This is a genomic window from Xenorhabdus szentirmaii DSM 16338 (assembly GCF_002632585.1).
GTDB lineage: Bacteria > Pseudomonadota > Gammaproteobacteria > Enterobacterales > Enterobacteriaceae > Xenorhabdus > Xenorhabdus szentirmaii.
Genome location: NZ_NIBV01000001.1, coordinates 1,634,824 through 1,647,982 on the forward strand (window position 1 = coordinate 1,634,824; position 13,159 = coordinate 1,647,982).

A 13,159-nucleotide genomic window follows, 5' to 3' on the forward strand; every position below is an offset into this window, starting at 1 on the left:
TGACTCCTTTTCCCCTGTGGGGACCCCTCAATAATGATTGTATCCAGCCAATTGGCTGACCTGTCACTAACCGGATTAATTCGATTACTGGCGGGCTAACCTTCCTGTTGCTGGGGTAAATACGTCGTTACTGCGCCATGGGTTGATATCCAACCCTCCCCGGCGGGTATAACGGGCATAAACAGTGAGTTTTTCCGGCGAACATAATGTCATTAGATCATTGAAGATACGCTCAACACACTGCTCATGAAATTCATTGTGATGACGGAAAGACACTAAATAGCGCAACAATTTTTCCTGATTTATTTTCGCTCCCTGATAGTGGATCATGACGGACCCCCAATCAGGTTGGTTGGTGATCAGGCAATTTGATTTTAGCAAATGGCTGACCAGTGTTTCTTCAACGAGAGGGCCAGTTGCTGCCCCATTAAGATAGTTGCGATCGAACTGATAATCATCAATATCAATATCCTGATTATCGATGCATTCACCTGCAAACTCGGCTATTGGCTGCTGATTGAAATTGTGTAAGGGATGTAAAACAACCTCAATACCGCCATTGGCGCAGGCAGCTAAATCTTTTTGCAAGGTTTTTTGTACCGCTTCCCAATTATCAAAGCGAGTTTGATTCAAACTGTTCAGGTAAAGCTTAAAGCTCTTTGACTCAATCAGGTTCTCACTGGAAGCATCGAGACTAACATGCCCGATGGCAACCTGAGGGACACCGCGTGCGTTTAGCCAAGAGAGTTCATACAGAGTCCAGATATCCGCACCATGAAATGGGAGATTGTCAGGATACAACTCAAGAGGTTCACGGTTCAGGCTGCGGGGAACTGCCTGGAGTAAAGTGGGATCGTAGCTGTCTTTGTAGGGGGTGGGTTTACCTAACGTAAGCTGTGTGAGTGCTTCATTATCCTGATATAGAGACATTAGACGTCCTTAAAGTTGAAGAAATATTAGGCTTTGAGGTTATTTTATAGTGTATCAAGGAACTCTGTTGGTTCGTATTTTTATTGTGCACGATTGCCTTGTTTCTTCAAATATCTTGTTCCTTGAAATTGGTTTAAGGTATTTTCCCGGCAATAGAAGCGCCATAGCTTATAAATTGTTTAAATATTATTATTTTTTTACTGTTATTCTGAGTTTTTTGGCCCAGCATAAATGGGATAAAGGAATTTAAGCAAATGCTGGGAATGATAAAGGTATTTTTATTTATTTTATAAGCAGATATATTTCTATATCTGCCACCTGTTAAGACTTCATTGGATTAATGAGAAAATAATTTATCCAGCAGCGGGGATCGGAATATACGATGAGGGTCGTATTTCTGTAATGTGGAAATGGCTAAATGCCAGTTGTTATTGGTCGGTAGGCCATAATTAAATGAGGTTGGAATTGTTTTTGTTAAAATATCGTCATCTTCCCAAGCTGCCGTTTTTCCATATGCCCAGCCTTTGCTCCACTCGACACGCGCGAAAGCATAATTCCCATTAAACTCCTGAAATAACCATTTTTCAAACTTACGCATGAATTCAATGGCATGGGGTGTTTTCGGAAAGGTCAATATATCCAGCCATACGGCGACATCCCATTCGGGGTGTTCCGGAATGGGGCGAATGGCCGATAAACTGGGCGTGACGGCATTTGCAACCATGACTTCGCTTGTATCATCTAATCCCGTGACTCTGACTTCAATGGGGCCATTAATAGGATATTGCCCTTTAGATTCAAATTCTTTTATTAGACTTTGCCATTGGGTATAAAATACGTGCAGTACGCGCTGAATATTAGTCCTGCGTGTTAATACGGCATAGCCATTTGCGGTAACGCGTAATGTCGTTGGCTTCACATATAACAGTAAGTTCTTGCTCCAACCCCAAATATCTTTAGCGCGATCCTGTAAAAGCGTTCTGACCAGTTGATATTGAGTTTCACCAATGATTGGCGTTAATCCGGGAGCATTGATAAGTGTATTTTCTGCAATGTCGGATAAAATTGGCGGAATATTATCGGAAAATGAATAGTTATAAGGTGCATCAACTTCAATGCTAGACGCTGGTTTTTTGGGGGAAACACTCCAGACCTTTAACCAAGGTTTATCGGTAAAAGGAAACAAAATAATTTCAGTCCGGCCACTCTTATCGATAAATTGGCTTAAGCTGCGATTTTTTGCTGCATTTTCCGGAGCGGAAAATAACTCTGCTGCGGGAATATCAACAAAGCTTTGACAGCGTAAACGTTGGTTTTTACCTGATTGAAATTGAACTTCCAAAATAAGGGCACTGCCGACATGAGCCAATAACGGGGCACAATCGGGATCGCTTCGTTCAAAGCGTTTGACGATATATTGTTGGCTTTTTGCATCCCAAACAACAGCAGACAAAGACAATATTGTATTGCTCAGAGAGCCGTATATGTGCCCGGAAAGCGGAACTTCGCCGAGGGCTTTAACGCCGGTGCCATGCCCGTTTATTGCAAGAACCGCCCCGAGTGTTAAATCGCCAGGGGCGGGTGTTGCGGTAAAACCAAGGCCCTGTTTTTCCATTTCTGTCATGAGTGTTTCCATCAATATCGCGGATTGGGCTGTTACGATAGAAAACTTATCATGATGCTCGATATTGACATGAGTAAAGTGATGTGAAAGATCCATCAACAAAATGTGTTTTCTAGGACGTTTTCCCGAATCCATTATCAATGGTGACCAATTATGAGATTGACCAATGGGTCTTAATTTATAATTCTCTCTCCATGCCCAATTAACGACGGAAATAACGTCTTTTACACTGCGTGGTATACAGCATGGTATATTATCAGCCTGAATCTCTCCCGACCAATTTCTGTATGAGATATTCTTGCAGGTTATATTTTCGGGGAAGTTGGGTAAGTTGAATTCGAATTCATGGAGGGTATTTTCTTGTAAGGAGAGGTCGCTTTTTTTAGTTGAGTCAGATGAAGCCATTTCTGTTTCCTTTTTCTTTTTCTATTGTTTTAGTTATTTTAATTTTTAATCTAAATTTAAAAATAAATCTATTGGTCAAAAATTGTTTGATGTAGGAGTAAAAATAAAATCATCATTAAGTCAGATTATTAATTTCATGATTTGATAGGCAGATGTGATGAAAAAATACGTATTACTGGTTAATTGGGTATAGGAAACAGAGGAATAGGTAGGATAACATTATATAACATACCTAAAAATGACGGATGATATAGCCCTATGACCTTTGATGTGAAAGAAGCACTTTCTGGTTTTACCCAGCGGTATATTGAATTGTGGCAAGAGAAAACAGGGTTCCCACCTGCCAGCAACGAGTTATATGGCATTCCTTCTCCATGTATTGAGCGTACCGGGGACGAGAAGGTGCACTGGCTTCCTCAGCCTTTTTCCATTAAAGGGAAACTCAGTAAGGTAGAAACAGCATTGGAGATTTGTTTACAAGATCCCATCCATGATTACTATGTAACCCAGTTTGCCGGGGATATGTCTGCCAGTTTTGACGGGAAACCTCTTAGTTTGATTCAGGTGTGGAGTGAAGATGACTTTATTCGGTTGCAGGAAAATCTTATTGGTCATTTGGTCACGCAGAAGCGGTTGAAACGCTCACCCACCGTATTTATTGGGACAACTGATTCTGAAATGGGGCTTATTTCTGTCTGTAATTTGACTGGGCAGGTCATTTTTGAGCAGTTTGATCGCGATGAACGAACCGTGTTATCGGCTGATTTGGCAAGTTTCCTTTTGGCCCTCAATCCTGAGATGGCCGACTAATTGCAGATATCGGTTTGCTTTTTTGTAGGAGATCTCTCACATGATATGTAAGAGATCTCTCTTAATCACTGCATGGATATTTCCTGGTAATATTATTTACAATATATATCAATAAGATGAGTGAATTTATTGATTCGCCCTATTTATCAAATCATCACAATGCTGAATGGGTTACTTGTTTCGAGGGAGTGAATAGTAGATCCTTTATACCGTTCCTCAGGGAATTACAGCAAAACAATAACCAGGGAATAAATCCACCGGGAAGGTGGTTCAGGGACGGTAAGGTCAGGCAGGGTGCCGTATACAATCATCGCCAGATACTATCAGTATAAGAATTGAGCAGTACAACGATTGAATGAAGGATAGCTGACAGGGAAGTATTTTTGTCAGGGAATGAGCAGGGAGCGACCTATTTAGCAGGATTGCTATGACAGCCAACCGGAGAGGGGAGATTTTATATCTCTCCTCTTTTTTTTACTGAATTTTATCTTACTGCAAGTTTTCCGCTGAAATCATATCAATGATACTCTTATGCCTTAATAGCCGGTTGGCAGAATAGCCCGTTTGCAGTTTCTGCTGCTTGGGCAACAGGATAAACGTCAGAAGAAATATCATGAGCATCGAGAAACACATTCTACATAAATTGCAGTTAATTGAAGCCACCATGCAAACAATGGGCATATGGCAAACCTATCCCCCTAAACCTGAATCTTTTGAAAGCACAGAGCCTTTTTCCATTGATACAATGTCAGCAAATGAGTGGCTTCAGTGGGTATTAATTCCGAGAATGCGTGCGTTGATAGAGCAGAAAGCCTGCTTGCCGGCAGCATTTTCTATCTCCCCGTATTTTGAGGAAGTGTATAAAGAAGAGGCAGATGTTTATTTGCCTTTGCTTGAACTGTTGCGTGAATTGGATAACGTGTTTATGCAGGATGCTTGAGAGATGCTGGATATCATTTATCAGGATGAACATATTGTAGCGGTCAATAAACCCGCGGGATGGTTGGTGCACCGGAGCTGGCTGGCCCGCCATGAAACTGTTTTTGTCATGCAGACATTGCGTGATCAAATCGGGCAGCATGTTTTCCCCGTTCATCGTTTGGACAGGCCGACATCCGGTGTCTTATTGATGGCACTGTCAAGTGAAGTTGCCAGGACATTGTCACAACAATTTGAATTCCACGAGGTACAAAAAACATATCACGCGATCGTGCGGGGTTATGTTGAAGGTGGTGATATTATCGACTACGCCTTAATGGAACAACTGGATAAAATTGCAGATAAGTTTGCAGATACAGAGCGGGAAGCACAATCAGCAATTACTCATTATCGTTCATTGGCTAAAGTCGAGTGTCCGGTCGAAATAGGACGTTATCCTACATCACGTTTCAGTCTGATGGAATTGAAGCCGAAAACAGGTCGTAAGCACCAATTGCGGCGGCACATGTCACACATCCGGCATCCTATTATCGGGGATACTACGCATGGCGATTTGCGGCAAAATCGAGGAGTTGCTAAATATTATCAAACCGGTAGGTTAATGCTCCATGCCAGCCATCTTCAACTTAAACATCCTGTGACAGGAAATGAGCTTCTTCTGACCGCGCGGTTGGATGCTTCATGGCAGCATTTGCTTGAACAGTTTGGCTGGCAGGGAATTGTTCCTGATTTGGAATGTCTATCCATTCATAAATTAACACACTCTCAAACCGATTAAAGAGATCAATATTTATGGCAAAGATTGGTATTTTCGTTGGCACAGTTTATGGTAATGCTTTGGCAGTTGCGGAAGAGGCGCTGCAAATTCTCACACAGCAAGGGCACCAAGTTGAGATATTTGAAGATGCAACGTTGGAGCAATGGCAGGAGTATTTGCAGGATGTCATTTTGGTCGTGACTTCAACGACAGGCAATGGTGATCTCCCTGATGGTATAGAGCCACTTTATACCGATCTGAATGATAAATTGGGTTATCAGCCTGATTTGCGTTACGGCATGATTGTGCTGGGTGATAGCAGTTATGATACGTTCTGCGGTGGAGGCCGTGCTTTTGATGAACTGTTGCAAGAGCAGGGAGCCAAACGGATCGGAGATATGCTGCTGATAGATGCCATTGATGTGACTGAGCCAGAAATATTTGCTCAGGACTGGATTGAAGGATGGGGAACTTTGTTGTAATAACGTTTTCTGTCACACCGCTTATTCCTTTATTTCACCCGGAACGCTGGGGAGGATAAGCGGTGTAGTAACACAACTGACACCATTACCTGCGAGTCAGTTTTTCCAAATCCGCTTCGATTTCTGCAATCTTATTAGCCACAACAAGTTCGAGATGACGTAAGTCATCAAGGATCTTGTGTTTTAAATCCACTTCAATAGTGTCACGTTTACAAATTTGGTCCAGCTCTGCAATCACATAACGGAGGGTGGTATTGATTTCTTTGACTTCTTTATACCCCTGACTTGTGCTCTCATCAGAGATGGTTTTCAGTTGTCGTGGGTACTTAAATTTAACGCTTTTGGCAAAGAATTCGCCTTTATCTTTCCGGAAATAAATCTTGAGAATATCGTTATTCGCTTCCTGACGGAGGCTATAGCGATCAATATCTTCAGGATGCGTGATCCCCAAACTTTTCAAATTATCGTACATAGCGCGTCACCTAGTCACTTAACTGAAATGGAAACAGTAAAAAAATAGTGGATTTATTATCCATTTTGGCGTCGTTAAAAGTCAATTGGTTAATAGTACTTGAGGTAATTTGAGGACATTTAAAAAAACAGCCTTCAGCATCACGAAGTCACCGTTCCCAATCCCCGGTATGATAAATCCTGCGGGTTAAAAGTCCATTTTTTACCCTACCATCAGGTGAAAGTCACTTCCTCCTGCTACGGCATGCCTGAATACCCTATTCAAGAACCCGAAAAAATCTGAAATAAAGGCGGAACTGGTGATATGGCTAGGTGTTTACTGATAGAAATTGAAAGACGAAGGGTATGGCATTGTTTTAATTTATAGTGAGTTATAATGTAGAAATTAAATCCCTTGGCAATAGCAGGTTGTAATTTTACACTGAGGCTATATGGTATTTGATGAGTTAATTTAACTGTTTACCCATTAAATATGTTATGTATTAAATTTGGTTGACTCATAATATACTTTAATCTTGATTATTATAAATATAGTTTTACATTGTGTTATGTTGGTGAATTATTAATGTTTTTCCTTTCATATTTTATTGTTTTGTTGAATTGGTCGATGGATAAAGCAAATTAGCTTAATTGCCATTCATACAACATTAAGGAAACAAAATGAGTTTAATTAAAAACATCATAGTATTATCATCATTCATACTCTCTATGTCGATTATAAGTCATGCTTACGCAGCAGATATATGCATACCAAAGAGTCAAGGAGAAATTAAAGAGATAACAATAGCTGAAGATGGTTATCATTTCTTTGTTTCATTCGGTAATTATACTGAAACTATGGTCTGGCGTAATCAAACAGAACCTACCGGCAGAGCAGCATTTGCTCTATTGAGAATTGCTCTTTCAAATTCAGCAAATATTGAGGTTGTTTCTTGTAACAGTAGCTCTATTTTGGATTTCAAAGTCAATGTAAATAACTAATTTATTAATATATCTGAAAAGATAATATTAAAAATAGCTAAAATAAAAAACATCTACACAATAATAATTGTGGATGAATGATAAAAGCCAGTCGATTTATTTAAGGAAATGATGTGTTTTTTCATAAAATGAATGTATTGCAATGCATTTGCATTAAGGTAATAAAATGAAACTAATTGAAAACATCATGATATTATTAACATTATTTATATTGTCTATAAGTCATTCTTACGCAAGTGAATGTCATACAAATCCAAATATGCATGGAAAGGTTAAAAAATTATCAATAACTAATACTGAACATCGTGGAAAAAAGATAGCAATTCTTTCTGTTTCATTCGGTAATTATGATAATGTTCCAGTCTATCATAAATTAAATGATTATGAAGGAATGGCAGTATTGGAACTATTGGGAGCTGCGATTTCAAGAAAAGCAACTATTTTTGTTAATAACTGCACGGAGGGGAAAATTTCATCAATCAAAGCCAGTACAATTGGCCTTAGTAACCCCATGCCTAATATCTCTAAAGAAGATAATATTGAAAGTGACTAAGAATGATTTTCATATATCCAAAATGTTGATTGAGTCTAAATGTAATATTCTATCATAAGTAAAATACCGACTAATTTGTTATACAGTTATGGTGATTTTGGATAACTGAGTATATTACGGCTTAATAGATTAATTACTTGGATTAACCTAATAAGCTAGCGTCTTGATGGTCAGTTGCTATAGCAGGAGCAAGACTCTTTCTTTCCAGAGGCGCATCACAGTGAGCTATAAGCAACTGACCTATATAGAAAGATATTACTTAGATTTTATTCCATAATTATTAAATTTGGTTGACTCATAATATACTTTAATCTTGGTTGTTATAAATATAGTTTTACATTGTGTTGTGTTGTGTTGTGTTGGTGAGTTATTAATACTTCTCCTTTCATATTTTATTGTTTTGTTGAATTAGTCGATGGATAAAGCAAATTAGCTTAATTGCCATTCATGCAACATTAAGGAAACAAAATGAGCTTAATTAAAAACATCATAGTATTATCATCATTCATACTCTCTATGTCGATTATAAGTCATGCTCACGCAGGTTTATGCATACCAAAGAGTCAAGGAGAAATTAAAGAGATAACAATAGCTGAAGATGGTTATCATTTCTCTGTTTCATTCGGCACTTATACTGAAGTTCAAATCCTTCATGAATTAAATGACGCTAAAGGAATGGGAGTATTGAATCTATTGGTAACTGCGATGTCAAGAAAAGGAACTGTTTATGTTAAGGGCTGCAAGAACGGAATAATTTCATCAATTAAAGTCAGCATGCTTGGCCTTAGTAACCCCATATCTAATACTGCTAAAGAAGATAATATTGAAATTGGCTAAGAATTATTTTCATATATTAAAAATATTGATTGAGTCTAAATATAATATTATACCATAAGGAAAATACCGACTAATTTGTTATACAGTTATGGTAATTTTGGATGATTGAGTATATTACGGTTTAATAGATTAATTACTCGGATTAACCTAATAAGCTAGCGTCTTGAGGGTCAGTTGCTATAGCAGGAGCAGGACTCTTTCTTGCCAGAGGCACGTCACAGTGAGCTATAAGCAACTGACCGAAATAGAAAGATATTATTTAGATTGTATTCCTTAATTATTAAATGCTTTTTTGCCTTTTTATAAAGGGAATAGGCTTTACAATACCGTTTATTAACCTATTTTCGTGCTGTTTCTTCGATGATATGGTATCTAAATAAAAGTGGAATACATACAGGTAAAAAATCCTTTCGCGACTTTTTGAATGGATGCGTCAGATATTTCTGAAAATAGGGTGACTCGCTGACTTATTGGGTTGGATAGTTCAAGGGGGGTTACCTTCCGGCTCAAGGGTTATCGACCAATTATCTGCTCTCATTTGGGTCTAATTCTCTGTTATTGATAAATTCCCCTAAAGTAATATTCAGGTTAATATCTGCCCACCTTAAATGACACTTTGAACGGACTATCACAATGCCGGAAAACGACTTTAAGATAAAAAAAAGGATGACCCTCCTAACCGCTGTGTTGATGTTAATGATGTCAGGCTGCTCAGTGGCCCGCCAACCGGATGCTAACCCGGGCAGTATTGATGGCATAAACCACACTGAATATAAAATAGATGATTTTAAAGTTAACGGTGCAGGCGGCTCGACCAACGGAACGGTCTGCTGCGTTATGATGCCCAGACAATGGACCCCCGATTTAACAGCCCATGTTTCCTGGAATTCACTCTCACCAGAAGCCTCGAAGGCTTTAAGACCTATCCCTCAGTTTAATGATGAAGCGAATTATAAAAAATGGCGGATTAAATTAAAAAACAGCCTTCAACATCACGAAATCACTGTGCCCATTCCCCAATACGATAAATCCTGCGGGTTAAAAGTCCATTTTCTGCCCTGCCATCAGGTGAAAGTCACCTCCTCCTGCTATTGGTACGGTATGCCTGAATACCCTATTCAAGAACCCGAAAAAATGAAGGAGCCCGCAGTATGTCCGAAATAAAGGCCGATCGGGTGTTTGCCCCACCCCCGTTTCCCGAGGGCGGGCGATTAAACCTCACTCACGCCCAACTTGTCGGCAATTACCGCCGGCGTAACAAAGAAAATTGGGCATACCAAAAGTCCGATAAAAAAAAGCAGCTGGCCTGTGTCAAGACCCTGCATATCAGCCTTTTTTTTGATGGCACCAATAACAACAAAGATAACGATAAATCCACCAAGCCACGACACCCCACCAATATCGCCAAGCTTTTTGACACCAGTTATATTGACCAAAAAGAGTATTTTGCCTATTACATGCCCGGGGTCGGGACACCTTTTCCTGAAATTCGCGAATTCCAGTACAGTTCTGAAGGGTTAAAGTATGCTACCGGTGGTGAAAACCGGATAAACTGGGCCATTATGATGCTCTGCCGGGCGTTGCTGAACGCACTCAGAATGCCTGACTACACAGATGATGACTACCGGGGATTTGTTGACTCCATGTCTACTAACTGGCTGATGGATAATGGTTACGAAAGGCGTCAAAGTACTCTGGAAAATATCATCAAAAGCAAACAGCTCCTCGAAAAAATAGCCACCACAAGGCCCAAAATTCTGGGCATGAAATTATTTATCTACGGTTTTTCACGCGGCGCCGCGGAAGCCCGTGCCTTCGTCAGCTGGTTAAGTCAGTTAACCGACATCACAAAAGACAAACACAACCCGACCCTGTTCGGATTGCCGATAAGTATCGAGTTTTTAGGGGTGCTGGACACCGTGCCCTCGGTGGGTATCGTGCATTTGGTGCCGTCGTTTACCGGGCATATGGACTGGGCCAACGGCACCCAGCAATTGCCAAACGAAACCCAGTATCCCAACTTTGTCCGATGTTGCCGTCACTTTGTGGCCGCCCATGAACAGCGCCTGTGTTTCCCCGTTGATTCCGTTCGTCGTCCAAACAATAAAGAAACCCAGACCAGCCACTACCCGGAAAATACCGTCGAAATTGTCTACCCGGGGATGCACTCCGATGTCGGGGGCGGCTACCCCGTCAACGACCAGGGAAAATCACGGGAAAGTGACGATGAAATCCTCTCGCAAATCGTGTTGCACGATATGTATCTCGCCGCCTTTATGGCGGGTGCCCCCCTCAAGGTCAGCCCCATATTGGAAAATGTCGTTAACAGCTCACCGTTAATTTATCTCATGTCTGAAGCAAATTTAGATGAATTTACAGTCAACGATGCCCTTGTCGGACGTTTTAATTCATGGCGAAAAACCCTCGGAATTTCACACACCACACAGGCCAATAATGACGATTACACCCCGGTCAATATTAATCGCCGGCTGGAAGAGGTCATCAAGGACCAAATGGGTTGGATGACCGCCTGGCGTATCAATCGCTATGCACAAGGGCATTATCAACAGCAACCGTTTTTTCGCAGTGCAGAAGAATGGGATAAGGACACCATCGACCAGGAAAAAGAAAAACGTGAAGCTGAGAATAAAGCAGTGAACAAAGCCGTCAGTAAACGGGATGATGACAAAGCCCAAAATCGCCCCGTGTCGGCACAGTACCCGGCAGGCAAACCGCTTTTTGAAAGTAAACGGGACAAAACCCAGCTCTCAGAGGCGGCGGCTGAATTTCGGTCTGATTATCACAACCATATTCGCAATTTCAACGATCGCCCGTTGTATATGGTGCTGGATGTCATTCCCAAGTACACCATGTACTTACTCAATTCTGATGATGAAGAAGTGGAATATGCCGAAATGAAAGCGGCGGGCGAAAAATACAAAAAATTACTTTTTCAGGAAAATGGGGAACCATCAAAGGATAAGGATTATCGTAATATTGTCGCGCTCTTTGATGATCAGGTTCATGACTCGCGCGCCTGGTTTATGCATTTTGAAACCGGGGCACGGGAGCCTTGGGCAGGGTATTTCCTCTACCGGATGATATATTTTGGCGAGCAGACCAACAAGGCCCTTTCCCCCATTGCCACCGCGGGGCAACTGATCGGCATCGCCACATTGGTGGGCGGTGTGATTTACACGGTCAGGCAACGCAATGCGCTCGGGGTTGTTGAGGGAATTGCCGGTACGATAGGTGTGTTATCGATTGAATATCAGGTCGTCGACATCGCCACCGGCGCCACCATTCCGTTTATGCCGGATGCCGAAAAATTATTGCAGCCGACAACGGACGCCGCAGAGCTGCTGACCGCAACCCGCACGATTGCCCGACAGAACCAGATGGAAGATATGCGCCAGAAGTTAACGGAACTACTGATTAACAGTGGCGGTAAAAAATTGGGCGTCGCCAGTTAGATAAGAATGGAATGGGTGGGCTGGCTAAAATAGCGGATGGTAACATCCGCTATTTTTAAAGATTAATCAATATTTCTCAGTAGTTCATTAATGCCTACTTTGCCACGGGTTTTGGCATCAACCTTTTTCACGATAACAGCACAATACAGGCTGTAGCTGCCATCTTTTGACGGAAGGTTACCGGATACCACAACAGATCCCGCAGGTACACGGCCATAATGAATTTCACCGGTTTCACGATCGTATATTTTGGTGCTCTGGCCAATATAAACCCCCATTGAAATCACGGAGCCTTCTTCCACAATGACGCCTTCCACGATTTCAGAACGTGCACCAATAAAGCAGTTATCTTCAATAATGGTCGGATTCGCTTGCAAGGGTTCCAGAACTCCGCCAATGCCTACACCACCGGATAAGTGAACATTCTTGCCAATTTGTGCACAGGAACCTACGGTTGCCCAAGTATCGACCATTGAACCTTCATCCACGTAAGCGCCGAGGTTAACGTATGATGGCATCAGCACGGTATTGCGGGCGATATAAGCACCTTGGCGGACAGCTGCGGGAGGAACGACGCGGAATCCTTCCTTTTCAAAACGCGCCTGATCATAATCAGCAAATTTCATTGGAACTTTATCGAAATAACGACTTTCAGCGCCTTCCATGACTTGATTGTCGTTGATGCGGAAAGAAAGCAATACGGCTTTTTTCAGCCATTGATGCGTCATCCACTGTCCATCAATTTTTTCAGCAACGCGCAGTTTGCCACTATCTAGCATTTGAATTACTTGGTTGATGGTATCGCGGGTTGCATCATCAACGGTTGTTGGTGTGATGTTTGCGCGATTTTCGAATGCATTTTCAATGATGGTTTGTAATTGCTGCATAAGTATGCGG

13 protein-coding genes and 1 pseudogene are annotated in these 13,159 nt (G+C 41.4%); 10 read left to right on the forward strand and 4 right to left on the reverse strand.

Translation table 11 applies throughout. The features are described 5' to 3' along the window. Positions 1–84 precede the first annotated feature (84 nt). Complete coding sequence (gene queF / locus Xsze_RS07490; RefSeq protein WP_038236385.1) at positions 85–930, reverse strand: NADPH-dependent 7-cyano-7-deazaguanine reductase QueF; 846 nt, start codon at positions 928–930, stop codon at positions 85–87. A gap of 337 nt (positions 931–1,267) precedes the next feature. Beyond that, positions 1,268–2,959: a cholesterol oxidase substrate-binding domain-containing protein gene (locus Xsze_RS07500; RefSeq protein WP_038236381.1), complete on the reverse strand. Its 1,692-nt coding sequence runs from the start codon at positions 2,957–2,959 to the stop codon at positions 1,268–1,270. A 258-nt stretch (positions 2,960–3,217) separates the two neighbouring features. Here Xsze_RS07500 and syd point away from each other — a divergent pair, with 258 nt between their 5' ends. The 4 genes from syd (at position 3,218) to Xsze_RS07520 (ending at position 5,947) form a co-directional block, all read left to right on the forward strand. Beyond that, a complete protein-coding gene (gene syd / locus Xsze_RS07505; RefSeq protein WP_038236379.1) occupies positions 3,218–3,769 on the forward strand; it encodes a SecY-interacting protein in 552 nt (183 codons plus the stop codon). 613 nt (positions 3,770–4,382) lie between these two features. Continuing rightward, positions 4,383–4,709: a YqcC family protein gene (locus tag Xsze_RS07510; RefSeq protein ID WP_038236377.1), complete on the forward strand. Its 327-nt coding sequence runs from the start codon at positions 4,383–4,385 to the stop codon at positions 4,707–4,709. 3 nt (positions 4,710–4,712) lie between these two features. Further along, a complete protein-coding gene (gene truC, locus Xsze_RS07515; protein WP_038236375.1) occupies positions 4,713–5,486 on the forward strand; it encodes a tRNA pseudouridine(65) synthase TruC in 774 nt (257 codons plus the stop codon). A 14-nt stretch (positions 5,487–5,500) separates the two neighbouring features. Beyond that, positions 5,501–5,947: a flavodoxin gene (locus Xsze_RS07520; RefSeq protein ID WP_038236373.1), complete on the forward strand. Its 447-nt coding sequence runs from the start codon at positions 5,501–5,503 to the stop codon at positions 5,945–5,947. A gap of 85 nt (positions 5,948–6,032) precedes the next feature. Here the strand turns inward: Xsze_RS07520 and Xsze_RS07525 are convergent, their stop codons facing one another. Continuing rightward, positions 6,033–6,419: a DUF3461 family protein gene (locus Xsze_RS07525; RefSeq protein WP_038236371.1), complete on the reverse strand. Its 387-nt coding sequence runs from the start codon at positions 6,417–6,419 to the stop codon at positions 6,033–6,035. A 144-nt stretch (positions 6,420–6,563) separates the two neighbouring features. On the opposite strand from Xsze_RS07525, the pseudogene Xsze_RS07530 reads away from it, so the two are divergent. From Xsze_RS07530 to Xsze_RS07555, 6 genes and pseudogenes are all read left to right on the forward strand, one after another. After that, positions 6,564–6,701: pseudogene (locus Xsze_RS07530) on the forward strand (DUF3304 domain-containing protein); the annotation flags it as partial. Positions 6,702–7,078: 377 nt separating this feature from the next. Further along, on the forward strand, positions 7,079–7,399 hold the full coding sequence (locus Xsze_RS07535; protein ID WP_038236368.1) for a hypothetical protein: 321 nt from the start codon (positions 7,079–7,081) through the stop codon (positions 7,397–7,399). 166 nt (positions 7,400–7,565) lie between these two features. Beyond that, positions 7,566–7,952 carry a hypothetical protein gene (locus Xsze_RS07540; protein WP_038236363.1) on the forward strand — a complete coding sequence of 129 codons (387 nt, stop codon included), beginning with the start codon at positions 7,566–7,568 and terminating at the stop codon, positions 7,950–7,952. Between the two features lie 468 nt (positions 7,953–8,420). Next, positions 8,421–8,789, forward strand: coding sequence for a hypothetical protein (locus Xsze_RS07545; protein WP_038236360.1), 369 nt, complete (start codon positions 8,421–8,423; stop codon positions 8,787–8,789). Positions 8,790–9,455: 666 nt separating this feature from the next. Then, the gene (gene tli1a, locus Xsze_RS07550) at positions 9,456–9,953 is read left to right on the forward strand and encodes a Tli1a family immunity protein (RefSeq protein ID WP_038236358.1); all 498 of its coding nucleotides are present in this window, start codon (positions 9,456–9,458) and stop codon (positions 9,951–9,953) included. Next, complete coding sequence (locus Xsze_RS07555) at positions 9,941–12,262, forward strand: T6SS phospholipase effector Tle1-like catalytic domain-containing protein (RefSeq protein ID WP_038236356.1); 2,322 nt, start codon at positions 9,941–9,943, stop codon at positions 12,260–12,262. The genes tli1a and Xsze_RS07555 overlap by 13 nt, the downstream gene beginning before the upstream one ends. Positions 12,263–12,324: 62 nt before the next feature. Here the strand turns inward: Xsze_RS07555 and dapD are convergent, their stop codons facing one another. Beyond that, positions 12,325–13,149: a 2,3,4,5-tetrahydropyridine-2,6-dicarboxylate N-succinyltransferase gene (gene dapD / locus Xsze_RS07560; protein ID WP_038236354.1), complete on the reverse strand. Its 825-nt coding sequence runs from the start codon at positions 13,147–13,149 to the stop codon at positions 12,325–12,327. Positions 13,150–13,159: the final 10 nt, after the last annotated feature.